The organism is uncultured Duncaniella sp., from assembly GCF_910578445.1.
Classification (GTDB): Bacteria; Bacteroidota; Bacteroidia; order Bacteroidales; family Muribaculaceae; genus Duncaniella.
On sequence record NZ_CAJTQC010000001.1, the window covers coordinates 238,261 to 254,945 of the forward strand.

At 48.2% G+C, this 16,685-nt stretch carries 13 protein-coding genes; 6 read left to right on the forward strand and 7 right to left on the reverse strand.

Annotation, left to right across the window (positions count from 1 at the left end; genetic code table 11):
* Positions 1 to 4: 4 nt before the first annotated feature.
* Both QZ311_RS00975 and QZ311_RS00980 read right to left on the reverse strand, forming a co-directional pair.
* Positions 5 to 1,426 carry a PTS transporter subunit IIC gene (locus tag QZ311_RS00975; RefSeq protein ID WP_297062920.1) on the reverse strand — a complete coding sequence of 474 codons (1,422 nt, stop codon included), beginning with the start codon at positions 1,424 to 1,426 and terminating at the stop codon, positions 5 to 7.
* A gap of 143 nt (positions 1,427 to 1,569) precedes the next feature.
* Positions 1,570 to 2,364: a gluconate 5-dehydrogenase gene (locus tag QZ311_RS00980; protein ID WP_136416339.1), complete on the reverse strand. Its 795-nt coding sequence runs from the start codon at positions 2,362 to 2,364 to the stop codon at positions 1,570 to 1,572.
* A gap of 271 nt (positions 2,365 to 2,635) precedes the next feature.
* Here QZ311_RS00980 and QZ311_RS00985 point away from each other — a divergent pair, with 271 nt between their 5' ends.
* Positions 2,636 to 4,651 (forward strand): fructose-1,6-bisphosphatase, encoded by a 2,016-nt coding sequence (locus QZ311_RS00985; protein WP_297062925.1) that lies wholly within the window; start codon positions 2,636 to 2,638, stop codon positions 4,649 to 4,651.
* 222 nt (positions 4,652 to 4,873) lie between these two features.
* On the opposite strand, the gene QZ311_RS00990 is transcribed toward QZ311_RS00985, so the two are convergent.
* From QZ311_RS00990 to QZ311_RS01000, 3 genes are read right to left on the reverse strand one after another with little or no spacing between them, the layout of a single operon-like run.
* Complete coding sequence (locus QZ311_RS00990; RefSeq protein WP_297062927.1) at positions 4,874 to 6,676, reverse strand: chloride channel protein; 1,803 nt, start codon at positions 6,674 to 6,676, stop codon at positions 4,874 to 4,876.
* A gap of 25 nt (positions 6,677 to 6,701) precedes the next feature.
* A complete protein-coding gene (locus tag QZ311_RS00995; RefSeq protein ID WP_297062931.1) occupies positions 6,702 to 8,081 on the reverse strand; it encodes a sugar transferase in 1,380 nt (459 codons plus the stop codon).
* 29 nt (positions 8,082 to 8,110) lie between these two features.
* Entirely contained in the window at positions 8,111 to 8,680 is a 570-nt protein-coding gene (locus tag QZ311_RS01000) for an L-threonylcarbamoyladenylate synthase (RefSeq protein ID WP_297062933.1), read from the reverse strand.
* A gap of 258 nt (positions 8,681 to 8,938) precedes the next feature.
* Here QZ311_RS01000 and asnA point away from each other — a divergent pair, with 258 nt between their 5' ends.
* From asnA to QZ311_RS01025, 5 genes are all read left to right on the forward strand, one after another.
* On the forward strand, positions 8,939 to 9,973 hold the full coding sequence (gene asnA, locus QZ311_RS01005; RefSeq protein ID WP_297062936.1) for an aspartate--ammonia ligase: 1,035 nt from the start codon (positions 8,939 to 8,941) through the stop codon (positions 9,971 to 9,973).
* Between the two features lie 430 nt (positions 9,974 to 10,403).
* The gene (gene dnaK / locus QZ311_RS01010; RefSeq protein ID WP_297062938.1) at positions 10,404 to 12,305 is read left to right on the forward strand and encodes a molecular chaperone DnaK; all 1,902 of its coding nucleotides are present in this window, start codon (positions 10,404 to 10,406) and stop codon (positions 12,303 to 12,305) included.
* A gap of 342 nt (positions 12,306 to 12,647) precedes the next feature.
* Positions 12,648 to 13,532 carry a protein adenylyltransferase Fic gene (gene fic / locus QZ311_RS01015; protein ID WP_297062940.1) on the forward strand — a complete coding sequence of 295 codons (885 nt, stop codon included), beginning with the start codon at positions 12,648 to 12,650 and terminating at the stop codon, positions 13,530 to 13,532.
* Positions 13,533 to 13,606: 74 nt separating this feature from the next.
* Complete coding sequence (locus QZ311_RS01020) at positions 13,607 to 13,822, forward strand: hypothetical protein (protein ID WP_297062942.1); 216 nt, start codon at positions 13,607 to 13,609, stop codon at positions 13,820 to 13,822.
* Positions 13,809 to 14,411 (forward strand): zeta toxin family protein, encoded by a 603-nt coding sequence (locus QZ311_RS01025; RefSeq protein WP_297062944.1) that lies wholly within the window; start codon positions 13,809 to 13,811, stop codon positions 14,409 to 14,411. Before QZ311_RS01020 ends, QZ311_RS01025 begins: the two co-directional genes overlap by 14 nt.
* Positions 14,412 to 14,594: 183 nt before the next feature.
* Here QZ311_RS01025 and QZ311_RS01030 read toward each other — a convergent pair whose 3' ends face one another.
* Positions 14,595 to 15,473: a carbohydrate kinase gene (locus tag QZ311_RS01030; RefSeq protein WP_297062947.1), complete on the reverse strand. Its 879-nt coding sequence runs from the start codon at positions 15,471 to 15,473 to the stop codon at positions 14,595 to 14,597.
* A 12-nt stretch (positions 15,474 to 15,485) separates the two neighbouring features.
* The gene (locus QZ311_RS01035) at positions 15,486 to 16,673 is read right to left on the reverse strand and encodes an MFS transporter (protein WP_297062948.1); all 1,188 of its coding nucleotides are present in this window, start codon (positions 16,671 to 16,673) and stop codon (positions 15,486 to 15,488) included.
* Positions 16,674 to 16,685: the final 12 nt, after the last annotated feature.

Sequence of the window (16,685 nt, forward strand, 5' to 3'; positions counted from 1 at the left end):
CTATTTATTCTGTTTTCTGAATTTCATCTGAATTCTTGGCAACCATAGCTTTCTGATTGCGGACGATGAGAATACGGTTCCATATCATGAGACCCATTGTCACAATGACGAGGAGTCCTGAACCAATCCATTTAAGATTTTCAGTGCACTGATAGATAATCCATGCGAGGGGGCTTGATGCGAAGTCAAGGCTGCCTCCCTGAAAGCCGGCCGGGATTGAAACCGCGGCGTCGCCGGTAGCGGCATATACATCCTTGGCTGCGAGCGTGAATGCTCCGGCAAGATTTGTCACCATGTAGAGTCCCATCACGATTACCACAAGGCCTATGATAAAGGTCTTGACTACATTGCCCTTGGTGAAAGGCAACACGAGGGGAAAGACATAGAACATTCCGGCAAGCGAAGCAAGAGGAAGGAACTGGTTGCCCGGAAGGACGACAGCAAGAAGAAGCGTCACGGGAATCAGCAAGAGTGAAACCACGAGGGTAGTCGGATGACCGATGACAAGCGCAGGGCTCATGCCGATATTGAGGCCGTCAGCGCCCTTGAATTTACGGGCGATAAGGCTGCGGGTTGCATCGCTGATAGGCTTCAGACCTTCAATGAAAAGCACTGTTACGCGGGGAATAAGCTCCATGACAGCACCCATCTTGATACCGAGGCCGAGAATATAAGGAATCTTGTCGACAATTTCAGCGCCTGAGTTGCAGGTAAGGCATCCGATGCCTATGCCGACCACTACTCCAAGGAAGAGGGGTTCGCCGAGGAGTCCGAATTTCTTCTTCATTCCTTCAGCGTCAATCTCAAGTTTCTCAATACCGGGAATCATGTCAAGCCCCTTGTTGATGGCCCATGCAAAGGGAACAAAGCCACCACAGAAAGGCTGCGGAATAGAGATTCCTTCCATGTCCTTATAGAAACCCTGAAATTTTTTGGCTGTCATGTCGGCTATGATCAATGTGATTATGTAGCAGATAATCGCACCAAAGAAGCCCCATGCAAGAGATTCGCTTGCAAAATAGATGACAGCACCGATAAAGGCGAAGTGCCAGTAGTTCCAAAGGTCAATATTGACCGTGCGTGTGGTCTTTGTGAGAAGCATCAGAAGATTGACACCAAGACACACGGGAATAATAAACGCACCGACAGCAGTATTATATGCAACAGCTGCAGCGGCCGGCCATCCCATGTCGAAAACTTTCAGCTGAAGATCGTAAATTTCAACAACTTTGTCGAGGGCCGGGCCAAGAGCCGAGGTAAGAAGCGCGGTCACAATCGAGAGTCCGATGAAACCGACACCAACCTTAAGGCCTGACTTCAACGAATTACCGAAGCTAAGGCCAATGCAAAGGCCGAGTACGGTGAAGATGATTGGCATCATCACAGCCGCACCCAGTCCTATGATATAAGAAAAAACTTGTTCCACGTTGTATTGTACCAATTTTACAGCTTACTGTCGCGAGCCGGTCAATCAAAGTCCAAGCGGTTATCCACATCAGCCCTATAATATCGGGCTGACATCGTAACACACTTCATATCTAAAAAACCGGCTCAGACACTAAACTATTATTATTTAGGCTGCTTGCCGATATATGCAAGAATACCGCCATCCACATAGAGTACATGGCCATTGACGAAATCCGACGCATCAGAAGCAAGGAAGACAGCGGGGCCCATGAGGTCCTCAGGAGTACCCCAACGTGCGGCAGGAGTCTTTGAGATGATGAACTGGTCGAAAGGATGACGGCTACCGTCGGCCTGACGCTCGCGGAGAGGTGCAGTCTGTTCGGTTGCGATGTAACCCGGGCCTATGCCGTTACACTGGATGTTGTGTTCGCCATATTCAGAGCAGATGTTGCGTGTAAGCATCTTCAAGCCACCCTTGGCTGCCGCATATGCGCTGACAGTCTCACGGCCAAGCTCACTCATCATCGAGCAGATGTTGATGATTTTTCCGTGGCCTTTCTTAATCATACCTGGGATAACGGCCTTGGCACAGATATAAGGTGCAATGAGATCGACATCGACTACGCGACGGAAATCTTCCACGCTCATCTGTTCCATGGGAATACGCTTGATAATGCCGGCATTGTTTACAAGGATGTCAATAGTTCCGACTGTAGCTTCGATATCAGCTACCATAGCCTTTACGGCTTCTTCGTCTGTAACATCGCAAAGATAACCTTTGGCCTCGATACCGAGTTCCTTGTATGCCTTGAGACCACGGTCGACAGTTTCCTGACGAGAGCAGTTAAACACAATTTTCGCACCGGCCTCAGCATATGCCTGAGCGATTGCGAGCCCGATTCCATAAGCGGCGCCGGTCACAAGAGCGACCTTGCCTTCAAGTGAAAAATTTACCATATATGCGTAGTTTAATAAGTTTCAATGGTTTAAGGTAGAGAAGCTAAATGTTTTACAAATCGGTTGTAAAATTAATAAATTTAACATTCACGCCAAAATTTAGCCACTTAAAACTTGTGAAAATCGACTCCAACTATACAAGCCTTACTGTAATTTGAATTTTATTTACACTTTTCGACGCTAATATAGGATTTTATTACTAAATTTGCTTCCAAAGAAAAACGGGGGACACAAGAATGCCCCCTGTCAAATCAACGATAATCTAACCGCCATGTCACCTATCGACACAAAGGTCACAACCCAACAGGCAGAAAACGACCGCCGAATACTTGAGCTGCTTGCCCAGACTTTCCCCGACATCAGTTCTGCAAGCACAGAAATCATCAATCTTGAAGCTATACTCAACCTGCCGAAAGGCACTGAGCATTTCGTCGCCGACCTCCACGGCGAGCATGAGGCATTCCGCCACATATTAAAAAACGCCTCCGGAAATATCAAACGTAAGGTAACCGACATCTACGGCACGTCGATGCGGGAAAACGAAATCCGCCAGCTATGCTCGCTGATTTATTATCCGGAGGAGAAGATGCAGATTGTCCGGTCCACCGAGGAGGACATGGAAGACTTCTATAACATCACACTTCATCAGCTGATAAAGGTATGCCAAAGTGTATCGTCAAAATACACACGCTCGAAAGTCCGCAAAGCCCTGCCGAAAGAATTTGCATATATCATCGAGGAACTTCTTCATGAAGAACGCGGCGAATACGACAAGCAGGCCTACTTCAACCGCATCATCGAGACAATCATATCAACCGGACAGGCCGATGCATTCGTCGTAGCCATGTGTAAGGTCATCCAGAAGCTCAGCATTGACCAGCTCCACATACTCGGCGATGTCTATGACCGCGGTCCGGGCGCACACATCATCATGGATACGCTGTGTCACTACGGCAACTGGGACATCCAATGGGGCAACCATGACATGCTCTGGATGGGCGCAGCCGCCGGCAACGAATGCTGCATAGCCAATGTCGTGCGCGTCTCGCTACGATATGCGAATCTCACCACTCTTGAGGACGGCTATGGCATCAACCTCCTCCCGCTTGCCACAATGGCGATGGAGACCTATGCCGACGATCCATGCACGGAATTCGCTCCACGCGTAGACAAGGACAACAACGAGCATCCTGAAAAGACCCTACGCCTTATGGCCCAGATGCACAAGGCCATCGCAGTCATACAGTTCAAACTTGAAGGCGCGATGACACTGAAGCATCCGGAATGGGAAATGACCGACCGCAATCTGCTCCACAAGATAGACTATGATAAAGGTACTGTCGAAATCGACGGCAAGGCATATGACATCTGCGACACAAACTTCCCGACAATAAACCCGGCCAACCCCTATGAACTTACCGAAGAGGAGAAAGAACTCATGGCCAAGCTCCGCCATTCATTCTCAGTAAGCACCGGCCTTAAACACCACATCTCGCTCCTTTTCAGTCATGGCTGCATGTATGGCATCTACAACTCCAATCTGCTTTTCCATGCTTCGATGCCGCTCAACGCCGACGGCTCGCTAAAAGATGTGATAGTCTACGGTGAGAAATACAAAGGACGTGAACTCTTCCACCGAATCGGCATATTGCTGCGTTCGGCATTCAACGATGACACGCCCCCTGAAGAAAAGGCCTACGCACGTGACTACTATTGGTATCTGTGGTGCGGTCCGGACTCTCCGTTGTTCGACAAGAGCAAGATGACCACCTTCGAACGGTATTTCATAAAAGACCCGGAAGCCCACAAGGAAGAAAAAGGATATTACTACACCTTGCGACAAAACGAGGAAATATGCGACATGATTCTTGATGAATTCGGCGTGGACGGCTCGCAACGCCACATCATCAACGGTCATGTTCCTGTCAGGACTCAAAAAGGGGAAAGCCCGATCCGCGCCAACGGCAAACTCATGGTTATCGACGGTGGCTTTGCAAAAGCCTATCACAAGACCACAGGTATTGCCGGCTATACGCTCATCTACCACAGCAGCAACTTCGAACTTGTAGAACATGAGCCATTTATCTCTGAAGAAGAGGCCATCAGAAGCGGTACTGACATCGTACGCTCGACTAAAATGGTCGAACAGACAACGCAACGCATACGTGTGCGCGACACAGACAAGGGCAAAATCCTACAAAGTCAGATTGACGAGCTGACAGAGCTTCTTTACGCTTTCCGCCACGGAATAATCAAAGAACGGACCACAGGAAAGATAATAATCTGACCGAAGCGCTGATGCATTTTCGAGACAGCATGCAGGTTGTCAACAACGTCTGACTTACTGACAGTCCCGACAGCCAAATTCTTTTTAGAAGCAGACTTACTGACTGATAAAGATGATTTTTCATAACTCAAGGCTTAATTTTGTTGACTGCAACAAAATTAAGCCTTGAAATCTTTGAAAAGGTGCGATAATACAAAAAGTCTATAAAACTGTTGTCCGATTCTAATCCTCGGAATAATGGCGCAGGACGCGACGATAGGAATTGAAAATCTTCGATTTCGAAACGAAACCGACATACTTACCGTCCTCAACCACAGGAAGATTCCACGCACCGGTATCGTCAAAGGCATTCATCACACTCTCCATGCTCTGACTGACATCTATGACGGCAGGAGGCAGCGACATGAACTGATTGACATACATACGCTTATACAAGTCGGGCCGGAACATGATATTGCGTATCTCATCGAGGAGCACCACTCCCAGCAGACCTCCTCCGGCATCAACTACAGGAAACAGATTGCGCGACGAACGTGAGATGGCATTGACCATTTCTTTAAGATTCATCTCCGGCTGCACCGAAACGAAGTCGGTCTCTATGACGTTGTTGATTTTCAGCAACGTCAACACCGCCTTATCTTTATGATGGGTAATGAGCTTACCTTCATGGGCGAGACGCATGGTGTAGATGCTGTAAGGCTCGAAGAACTTTATCGTTCCGTAGGATATGGCCGAGACAATCAGCAACGGAAGGAAAAGGTCATAGCCGCCGGTCAGCTCAGCCGTGAGGAAGATTCCCATCAAGGGAGCATGCATCACACCCGACATCACTCCGGCCATACCCATAAGCGCGAAATTTTTGGTCGAAAGATCGAGGTCGAAGACCGTGTTAAGGAAATAGGCAAAGAAAAATCCCGCCATACATCCCACATAGAGCGACGGTGCGAATGTGCCGCCACAGCCTCCACCACCGTTGGTCGAAGCAGTAGCAAAGGATTTCAGAAGCACCAGTGCGGCAATGAATCCGAGAATCCACCAGACCGACTCCCTGTCCTTGTAGAAAATCGAGCTGTTGACAATTGATTCAGGGTTGCCACTGAGGAGGTCGATAATCGAAGTGTAGCCTTCGCCATAGAGAGGCGGAAAAAGGAACACAAGGAGAGCTACAATCGAGCCGCCCACTATCACTTTCTTCCAAGGTTTGCCAAGACGGCGGAACACCCCTTCCATCATATTCATCGAACGTGTGAAATAAAGCGATACGAATCCGAGGAACAGCCCGAGAAGAATCACAAATGGGATTCTGGCCGTCACAAACGGCTCGCTCTGCACGAAGAAAAACTCCACGTCATAGCCGGTGAACACATATGCCATGGTCGCGGCAGTAATCGAGGCTATAAGCAGCGGCATGACCGACACGGTTGTCAGGTCGAGCATCAGCACCTCAAGAGTGAAAAGCATACCTGCAATCGGCGCTTTGAATATGCCTGCTATACCTGCCGCCGCTCCACACCCGACAAGAATCATCAGGATTCGCGGAGACATGCGGAACACGCGCCCGAGATTAGAGCCAATGGCAGCACCGGTGTAGACAATCGGGCCTTCAGCTCCGACCGATCCGCCAAAGCCGATGGTGATTGAACTGGCTAAAACAGAAGTGTACATGTTGTGTTTCTTAAGGCGCGACTTGTTTTGCGAAATCGCATAAAGCACACGCGTGACACCGTGCGAAATGTTATCGCGGACAATATATTTCACATACAGCATCGTCAGCAAAATACCGATCAACGGATAGACGAGATAAAGGAAACTTCCCTCGTCAATGTTGATTCTCGCAGTCAGCGTCGTGCTGATGAGATGGATGAGAGTCTTGAGCACAAGCGCCGCAACCCCTGCGACGATACCGACCAGAAGAGCAAGGATTATGACGAATGTCTTTTCCTTGATATGACGCTCGCGCCATACGAGCAGTGCCATGAATGCCTCATGGAAACTATTTCCTATATTACCAATCACTTTTGTCATAAGCATATCTTGAGTTTATCGCTTCCTACTTGCCTTCACCGCGAAAGATGGTACGGAAAGTATAGAAAATCACTTTAAGGTCAAGCGAGACCGATATATTTTGAATGTAAAGCAAATCATATTTTAAACGTGCCACCATGTCATCGACGGTCGACGCATAGCCAAACTTCACCATGCCGAGCGATGTCAGCCCCGGTCTGACCTGATGGAGCAAAGCACAGTGCGGCGCACGGACACGAAGCTGACTGAGAAAATATTCCCGTTCAGGACGCGGACCGACGAGCGACATGTCGCCACGCAAAACGTTCCAAAGATTCGGAAGCTCGTCGAGACGATATTTGCGCATGAATCGGCCTATGGTTGTCACGCGCGGATCGTTATCACTCGAAAGTGAAGGGCCTTCAATTTCAGCATCGACCGTCATCGTACGCAATTTATATATCTTAAACGGCTTGCGGTGATAGCCTATCCGCTCCTGCGAATAGAACACCGGGCCGGGCGATTTCAGTTTTATCGCCAATGCAAGCGCAGCAATCACCGGTGTGACACACAACAGCCCGGCAAGCGAGCCGACCACATCGCTCGCACGTTTCATCGACACTACCGAGTCGGAGAGCGACGAACGCGATATATCGACCAGCGGTTCGGAAAGGAGATTGTCGTAAGGCACTCTTGAGACAAGCAGCGTATAGTCGTCGGGACTCACATAGATGGCACGGTCAAGAGGATAGAGACATCCCAGCACACGCAAAATCAGTTCCGGATTGTCGGCAGGAAGCGCCACGACAAAAGCCGTCGCACCGGCATCGCGCATTGCGGCGCTGAGCCTACTGACCGACAATTCAGCCTGAATGTCGGAATTATGCACGTCAATGCCTATTATCGACCGTATGCATTTATTACTCCTGACAATTATATCGGCAACCGCATCGGGACATGTGTCACTGCCGGATATGACAACCACATTTTCGAGTTTCGAGCCACGCCAATGTGAAATCCACAAGGAGGTGAGCACAAGACGTGTGAGATAGACCGGGACAAACAAGCACACGAAAAACACGAGCAGAATCTCGTAGTTCATCACCCGTCGCGGAAGCACATCGTTGAGCAACACGACCATAAAAAATATCAGCGCCCCTACAGCCACACTCATCCCGGTCGAGAGAAACTCTGTCACACGCGATTTGTTTGTGACATTGACATAGTATCCCGACAGATAATAGAGACCAAGCATGAAGAGCGGAAACAGCGACAGAGTCAGCTTAAGTCCATATGAACCGAAAAAAGCCGACATCTCGACGTAGCGCATCCTTATGTCGGAGACAAGCAGAAAGCGCACGAGCGTAAAGACCATCACTCCGGCAAGCGTGGAGAGATAGTCGGCGAAAATATAAGCCAATCGCATTTTTCGCTCGTTCATCATGAATCTGTTTTTTATGGACGGAGCGTGACTGTGCTTCCGTCAGGATTAATTTTAACCACCCGCGACGGCATGGAGCGGGAGTCGTCATTTCGGCGCGCTTCGACCACATAGTCAACAGCGTCTATGATTTCTCTTGAAATCTCGCCATAAATTCCGGCGGCAGGTTGACCGCTTATATTTGCCGAAGTCGAAACGAGCGGCCTTCCCAATGCCCGGCATATCGACGACGAAACGAGCTCAGCAGTGACACGCATCCCGACACTGCCATCTTCGGCCAGAAGCTCCGGGGCAAGTCCGTGTCCTCCGGGATAGACTACAGTCGTAGGTCTGTCCGAAGCGCCTATTATAGCTGAAGCCACTGACGGCGCGACTGCCGAATAACGTCCGATGTCAGCCACATCAGCCACAAGCGTAATCAACGCCTTGGAGTCGGCACGACGTTTGATCTCAAACACACGCCTTACAGCAGCAGAATCTGTCGCATCACACCCGATGCCCCATACAGTATCGGTCGGATAGAGAATCACACCACCCTTGTCCAAAGCGGCAACCGCATTATTTATATCTTGCTCAAGTGTCATGATCGGAAGACTGATTTTCTTACTGCAAATTTAACTGATTTAGGCAACTCTTCAAAATCCATCAGAAACTAAATTGCAGCATTCCGAAAAAATACGCCTGCCGGATGCGATCGAGAATAACCAAATGCACTATTTCAAGAGCAAATCTTATCATTTTGCAAGCAAACAGCCAAAACTATTTACATTTTGCTTGCAAATACAATCTTTTATATCTATCTTTGCCAAAAACAATAAAATTATTCATAAAACAACATTGCCATGCCACTTATTATTCCCAAGAAATATCACCGCAAACTCCTTCCCGAAACGACAGAGGTTGCAATCAAGATGGTCAAAGACGCTTTCCAGACCACCCTTGCCAGAGAACTCAAGCTACGCCGAGTCACAGCTCCCCTATTCCTGCTGACCGGGACAGGCCTTAACGACAACCTCAACGGAGTGGAACAGGCCGTGTCATTCAAAATTGATGCCATGGGAGGAAAAACCGCCGAAGTCGTCCATTCGCTCGCCAAATGGAAACGATATAAGCTCGGCGCTTATGATATCGCTCCGGGCTATGGACTCTATACCGACATGAACGCAATCCGGACGTTCGAAGACCTCGACAACATCCACTCACTTTATGTCGATCAATGGGACTGGGAAAAGAGCATCCGCAAGGAGGACCGCACACTTTCATATCTGAAAGAGACAGTGCGCACCATCTATCACACATTGCTCGAAGTCGAGCAAATGGTGTTTGAGCGCTTCCCTCACATCACCCCCGTGTTACCTCCGGAAATCACATTTGTCCATGCCGAGGAACTTGCCAAACGCTATCCCGACAAGACACCCCGCGAGCGCGAAGCAATCGCAGCAAAGGAACACGGCGCTATATTTATTATAGGTATAGGCGCGCCAATCGACGGCGGAGAACCCCACGACGGACGCTCGCCGGACTATGACGACTGGATTTCGCTCAACGAAGACGGCTATCACGGACTCAACGGCGACATTATCCTCTGGAATCCGGTGCTTGAAATACCGTTTGAAATCTCGTCGATGGGCATCCGCGTGAGTCCTGAATCACTCATCGAACAGCTCGAAATCCGAGGCTGCACCGAACGCACCCAGCTCCCTTTCCATCGCATGCTGCTCGAAGACAAACTGCCCTACTCCATCGGCGGAGGCATCGGCCAGAGCCGCCTGTGTATGTTCCTGCTCCACAAAGCACATATCGGAGAAGTACAGGCTTCAATATGGCCCGAGGAACAAATCAAAAAATGCGCGGAGGCAGGAATCGAACTGCTATAATCCTTCGGAATAAGCATATTACATAAGATTTATGCCTGTCAGTGAAGACTTTTTAAACCAAAAATGAGATATAAAAACCTAAGAGACCATAAAGAAATTAATCTAATCCTATTCAAAGCCCACCTCATTCTCCCTCTCCTTTATTTATTATATACGTCAGTCAGAACTCAATTCCTGATTTCAAGCCAGACAATTCACACTTCTTCACTGCCAAACTGCCGTCTTGACATGTCGTGTCAGTAATTTTGTCAGATTGTCGCTTTTTACAAAAATTTGATAAAAAGAGAGTTAGATTTCAATCAACATTTTTGGCATAAAATTTGTTACATTAATGAATGTCGGAAAAAGGCATCCCTATCTGGAGATAGAAACTCATCCGGCGACATGAAAATTAAAATATATACAAACAAAAAAATAAATCTAACTCATTATGGGAAAAATTATCGGTATTGACCTTGGAACAACCAACTCTTGCGTTTCAGTCCTCGAAGGTAACGACCCTGTCGTTATCCCTAACAGCGAAGGTCGCAACACCACACCTTCAATCGTAGCATTCGTCGATGGCGGCGAACGTAAAGTAGGTGACCCCGCCAAGCGTCAGGCTATCACAAACCCAAAGCGCACCATCAATTCTATCAAGCGTTTCATGGGTGAGACATACAATCAGGTAGAAAAAGAAATCGACCGCGTGCCTTACAAAGTGGTTCGCAGCGATAACAATACCCCCCGTGTCGACATTGACGGTCGCGAATATACTCCACAGGAAATCTCAGCCATGATTCTTCAGAAAATGAAGAAGACAGCTGAAGACTACCTCGGACAGTCAGTGACCGAAGCTGTCATCACCGTTCCTGCCTACTTCAACGACTCACAGCGTCAGGCAACAAAGGAAGCCGGTGAAATCGCCGGTCTTACTGTAAAGCGTATCGTCAACGAGCCTACCGCAGCAGCTCTTGCCTACGGTCTCGACAAGTCAGACAAGGATCAGAAGATCGCAGTGTTTGACCTCGGTGGCGGTACATTCGATATCTCAATCCTTGAACTCGGCGACGGCGTGTTTGAAGTAAAATCAACCAACGGTGACACCCACCTCGGTGGTGACGACTTCGACCACGTAATCATCGACTGGCTTGCCAACGAATTTGAAAAAGAAGAAGGCATAGACCTCCGCAAGGATGCCATGGCTCTTCAGCGTCTTAAGGAAGCAGCCGAGAAGGCCAAGATTGAACTTTCGTCGACCACATCGACTGAAATCAACCTTCCCTACATCACTGCAACAGCAACAGGTCCTAAGCACCTTGTAAAGACCCTTACACGTGCTCAGTTCGAACAGCTCGCCGACAATCTCATTCAGGCAACAATCAAGCCTTGCGAACAAGCCCTCAAGGATGCAGGCATGACTCCTAAAGATATTGACGAAGTAATCCTCGTCGGTGGTTCTACCCGTATCCCCGCTATCCAGCAGGTTGTTGAGAAATTCTTCGGCAAAGCACCTTCAAAGGGTGTAAACCCCGACGAAGTCGTAGCCGTAGGCGCAGCAATTCAGGGCGGTGTCCTCTCAGGCGATGTGAAAGACGTGCTTCTTCTTGACGTTGTTCCTCTGTCAATCGGTATCGAGACTCTCGGTGGCGTGATGACTAAGATGATTGAAGCCAACACCACTATCCCGACCCGTAAGAGCGAGACATTCTCGACCGCAGCCGACAATCAGCCTTCAGTTGAAATCCACGTGCTTCAGGGCGAACGTCCTATGGCTAAGGACGACAAGACTCTCGGTAAGTTCCACCTCGATGGAATCGCTCCCGCACCCCGTGGCATACCTCAGATTGAAGTTACTTTCGAAGTCGATGCCAACGGTATCCTCAACGTATCAGCCAAGGATAAGGCTACAGGCAAGGAACAGAGCATCCGTATCGAAGCTTCAAGCGGTCTTACCGACGCTGAAATCGAACGTATGAAGAAAGAAGCTGAAGCCAATGCAGCAGCCGATGCCAAGGAAAAGGAAAAGATTGATAAGCTCAACCACGCTGACACTGTAATCTTCCAGACAGAAAAACAGCTTCAGGAGCTTGGCGATAAGATTCCTGCCGACAAGAAGGCTCAGATTGACAACGCCCTCAATAAGCTTAAAGAAGCTCACAAGGCTCAGGACATCGCAGCTATCGACTCTGCAATCACCGAAATCCAGAACACATTCGGTGCAATCCAGCAGGAAATCCTCAACGCACAGCAGGCAGCAGGCGCACAGCCCGGAGCTAATCCCGGCGCATCGCAGCCCAACAACCCCGGCGAAGGCCACGTTGACGACGTTGAATTTGAGGAAGTGAAGTAAACCATCAAACCAACGATAACAAAATGGAGTGTAACTCAGTGAGTTACACTCCATTTTCATTTACACTTTTCTCTACGAGTACTTGTTTTCTATGGCTTTTTAGTTTATATTTGCATCAAATTTGTACCATTACAGAAATGTGAAGACGAAGTATACTTACGTTACAGATTTGAAGATTAAGTAATACAATTCACTACTATCCACTAAAAATAGACGTGTTTAAAAATTAAATAAATTCGGTTCACTTATTGATATTTTTGAGAGCGACAAGTCAATTGTAACTTGAAATTCTACACTCTTGATGCCATAATCAGAGTCGGATATCTAAACCATAATTAAGCCATGAGCGAAGTACAGAAAATATCAATACGATTCTTTGACGACCGCGAAGTGCGGGCTGTCTGGGACGAGGCAGGAGCAAAATGGTGGTTCTCAGTGCTTGATATAGTCGGGGTGCTCAACGCACAGGATGACTATGCCAAGAACCGCAATTACTGGAAGTACCTGAAAACCAAACTACGCAACGAAGGCAATGAAGTGGTTAGTGCCACTAACCAGTTGAAACTGCTTGCTCCAGATGGGAAACGCCGTCTCACGGATGTGCTTGATAATGTCGGTGTTATAGCTTTGGCAAAGAGTTTCCCGAACAATAAGGCTTCCCGATTCACTGAATGGTTCACCAACAGCGACGAGAGTATTGACGGCAAAAGTCGGTCGAAAGCATACGCTTTGTTTGAGAGCAGCCTTATCGATAGTATCGAGGTTGGCACGGTGAGAGGATTACAGCAGATTCATGCTTATCTTTTCGGAGGCCTTTATTATTTCGCCGGACAAATAAGGACCGTCAATATAGCCAAAGCCGGATTCCAGTTCGCGATGGCTCAATATTTGGGTCAGACATTGGAGAATGTTGAACGTATGCCGGAGGATTCGTTCAACAATATCATTGACAAGTATGTTGAAATGAATGTCGCCCATCCGTTCAGAGAAGGCAACGGTCGCGCTACCCGCATTTGGCTCGATCTCATGTTGAAGAAAAATCTACAACATTGCATTGACTGGAGTCACGTCAACAAACGTAAATACCTCGAAGCTATGACACGTAGCGTTGTCGATTCAACTGCTATCAAAGATTTGCTTCGGTCAGCACTTACTAACAAGATAAACGACCGCGACACTTTCATGAAAGGTATCGACTACTCATATTATTACGAACAGGAAGACTGATTGTATATTACAAAAGAAAAGGTCGGTTCAGACTTTTTTCGTAACTTTGGCGTTGAATAAGAAAAGATTATATTATGTCGGAAGCAGAGATGAATAATTATCGACTGACGTCGATGGAGGAGCCGGGCGATGAGCGCATGGCTCAGATTATGCGTGAGGTTGCCGAGGATGCCCGCGAAAGCACCCGCCGGGCTGCCGAACGTGTGGCTGCCGGGATTGAAGCGGCTACGCAGGCGGCACGCGCAAGAGTTGAAGAAACCTTAAACAGGCTTCACAATGGCGGCAAGTGAACATCGTCCGGTCCTGATTGTGATTGCCGGACCTAATGGATCGGGCAAGACTTCCGTGACCTCCAAGATTCTGCATCATGAATGGCTGGAAGATTCGGAATATATCAACCCTGATAATGTCGCACGTGATATATTCGGCGACTGGAACAATCAGGAGTCAGTTCTCAAAGCCGCCAACTATTGCAATGAATGGAGGGAAAAATGTCTTTCAGAACGCAAGAGCCATATATTTGAAACTGTGATGTCGGCCACCGATAAGGTCAATTACATTCTCAGAGCTAAGCAATCCGGATTCTTTATCCGTCTGTTCTTCGTTTCCACTGAATCGCCGACAATAAATGCGAAGCGAGTAGCAAACCGAGTGCTGAATGGAGGTCACGATGTGCCTATACCTAAAATCATATCCCGCTACGACAAGTCCATCGCAAACTGTATAGCCTTGGCTCCATACGTTGACAGGCTCTATGTCTACGACAACTCAATCGAGGACGCGGAAGCCCGGCTTTTGTTCCGACTGAGCGACGGTGAGCTTGCAAAACGCTATGTTGAAGAGCTTCCCAACTGGGCTTCAAACATACTTCCGAGATAAGAAACGATGAAGTAACCGATGGCATTCTTATGAACTTGTCATCGGCAAAGCCACTTTGCTCCCATAATAATATTTTTTATGCGGTAATCAGCAGAATACCCTACTCTCTCCCCCTCAAAAAAATCAGCCTCCGAGACGGAATTATCTCGGAGGCTGATTACATTCAATACATATGTATCTAAATCAGGCTGTAAATTCAGCGGGGAGGATTGGCATAGCGCCTTGACATGTGCAGACGAAAGCAGAGGTCTGAACAGCAAGAGCGTGAGCCTCGGCTACCGACTTACCTTTAATTATGCTTGAGATAAAGGCTGCGGTAAATGAATCGCCTGCACCGACCGTATCCGCCACTTCCACTTTGGGTGTCGGCTGAAACGAAACATTACCGGGTGTGAAAACATAGCTGCCGTTGATGCCACAGGTGAGAATCAGCATCTTAAGATTGTATTTTCCAAGCAGAATCCAGCACTTATCCTGAAGGTCAATACCGGGATAGCCGAACATGCGGCTGACTGTCACAAGTTCCTCATCATTTATCTTGAGGATATTGCATCGCTCCATCGAGCTACACAAAATCTCTTTGTTGTAGAAACCCTGACGAAGATTGACATCAAACACGACAAGACTGTCATCTGACTTAGGCATTACATCAAGGAAACGGTTTATCGTGTTGCGCGACACCACATTGCGCTGTGCGAGAGAACCGAAACACACTGCCTTGGTATTTTTTGCAAGCTCCTCAAGACTTTGGGTGCAAGGAATATTGTCCCACGCCACATTTTCTTTTATCTCATATTGAGGTATACCGGCCTGATCAATCTCAACCTGCACAGTTCCTGTCGGATAAGGCACGGTCTCTATCAACTGATTCAGCCCTTTGGATGTAAAATTGTCAAGAATTTCCTTACCGAGCGCATCGTCGCCAACTGCGCTGACCACACAGCTCGGAAGTCCGAACTGCGACACGTGATACGCAAAATTTGCAGGAGCGCCACCGATTTTCTTTCCTTCAGGGAGAACATCCCACAGAGCCTCTCCCATTCCGACTACATAGTCTTTCATGATTCTTTCTATTTATTTTATGGTTTTAATCTTAATAGTGTAGTAAAGCAGATAGGTTACACCGACTGTCATGACAGCGACAGCACCAATCTGGCCGATAGCATCGGCAGCATATCCCATAGCAAGCGGGAACACCGTGCCACCGAAAAGCCCCATAATCATGAGGCCGGACACCTCGTTCTTCTCTTTCGGAGAACTGATGAGAGCCTGCGAAAAAACTATCGGGAAAATGTTGGAATTGCCGAATCCGATAAGGGCAAGCGCCACATAAATCGGGGTAAGAGTATCACAAACAGCAAGCATCACCATTGCCACAAGCATCATTACGACACTGAGCCCGAAGAAAAGTTTCGATGAAACCGAACGCAGAATAAACGCGCCTGCAAACGAACCGACAGTGCGGAATATGAAATAGATACCTGTTGCGAAACCGGCCTCTTCCAGAGGAAGCCCCATACGCTCCATAATTATCTTAGGGGCAGTCGTGTTCGTGCCGACATCAATTCCGACATGGCATATGATTCCAAGGAAACACAGCAACACGAATGGACGGCCAAGAAGTCTCAGGCACTCCCCTACACCCGATGCCTTGTCAGGACGCTCCTCCTCAATAGGAGTCGCACCGAGTGCAGAAATAGAGAGGAAACAGATTACAGCGTAAACCACGAACAGTGCACGCCATCCAAGGCCGAAAGTCGGAAGGAAGGTCGTAGCGCCCCATGCGGCAAGTATCGGAGCGAGAAACGAGGCGATAGCCTTAACGAACTGTCCGAAAGTCAGGGTCGATGCAAGTTTGTCGCCACTGATCAGATTGGTGACAAGAGGATTTAGAGAGGTCTGCATGATGGCATTGCCGATTCCAAGCAGAGAGAACGAGATAAGCATTGTAAGGTAACTGTCGTCCGTGACAGGAATTATCAGAGAGGCAGCTGTGACCACAAGGCTTAGCATGACTGTCTTTTTGCGTCCGATTCTGTTCATCAGCATGCCTGTCGGCACTGAGAATATCAAAAACCAGAAGAAGACAAGCGAAGGAAAAAGATTGGCCTGCGAATCGGTGAGGCCCAGATCCTTCTGGACGTAATTTGAAGCAGTTCCGACGAGATCCACAAATCCCATTGCGAAAAAGCATAGCATCACTGGCGCTATCTGCAACAAAGTGCTCTTTTTATCGGTGGCTAACGGTTGGGTGACTTCCATATTTCAGACTTA

What these genes read in the sequence shown, in the direction of transcription:
- QZ311_RS00990 (WP_297062927.1), bottom strand. Translation starts at nt 6,676, where the DNA reads ATGACAAAAGTGATTGGTAATATAGGAAATAGTTTCCATGAGGCATTC.
- QZ311_RS01025 (WP_297062944.1), top strand. Translation starts at nt 13,809, where the DNA reads ATGGCGGCAAGTGAACATCGTCCGGTCCTGATTGTGATTGCCGGACCT.
- QZ311_RS01030 (WP_297062947.1), bottom strand. Translation starts at nt 15,473, where the DNA reads ATGAAAGACTATGTAGTCGGAATGGGAGAGGCTCTGTGGGATGTTCTC.
- QZ311_RS00995 (WP_297062931.1), bottom strand. Translation starts at nt 8,081, where the DNA reads ATGCGATTGGCTTATATTTTCGCCGACTATCTCTCCACGCTTGCCGGA.
- dnaK (WP_297062938.1), top strand. Translation starts at nt 10,404, where the DNA reads ATGGGAAAAATTATCGGTATTGACCTTGGAACAACCAACTCTTGCGTT.
- fic (WP_297062940.1), top strand. Translation starts at nt 12,648, where the DNA reads ATGAGCGAAGTACAGAAAATATCAATACGATTCTTTGACGACCGCGAA.
- QZ311_RS00985 (WP_297062925.1), top strand. Translation starts at nt 2,636, where the DNA reads ATGTCACCTATCGACACAAAGGTCACAACCCAACAGGCAGAAAACGAC.
- QZ311_RS01000 (WP_297062933.1), bottom strand. Translation starts at nt 8,680, where the DNA reads ATGACACTTGAGCAAGATATAAATAATGCGGTTGCCGCTTTGGACAAG.
- QZ311_RS00980 (WP_136416339.1), bottom strand. Translation starts at nt 2,364, where the DNA reads ATGGTAAATTTTTCACTTGAAGGCAAGGTCGCTCTTGTGACCGGCGCC.
- QZ311_RS01035 (WP_297062948.1), bottom strand. Translation starts at nt 16,673, where the DNA reads ATGGAAGTCACCCAACCGTTAGCCACCGATAAAAAGAGCACTTTGTTG.
- asnA (WP_297062936.1), top strand. Translation starts at nt 8,939, where the DNA reads ATGCCACTTATTATTCCCAAGAAATATCACCGCAAACTCCTTCCCGAA.
- QZ311_RS01020 (WP_297062942.1), top strand. Translation starts at nt 13,607, where the DNA reads ATGTCGGAAGCAGAGATGAATAATTATCGACTGACGTCGATGGAGGAG.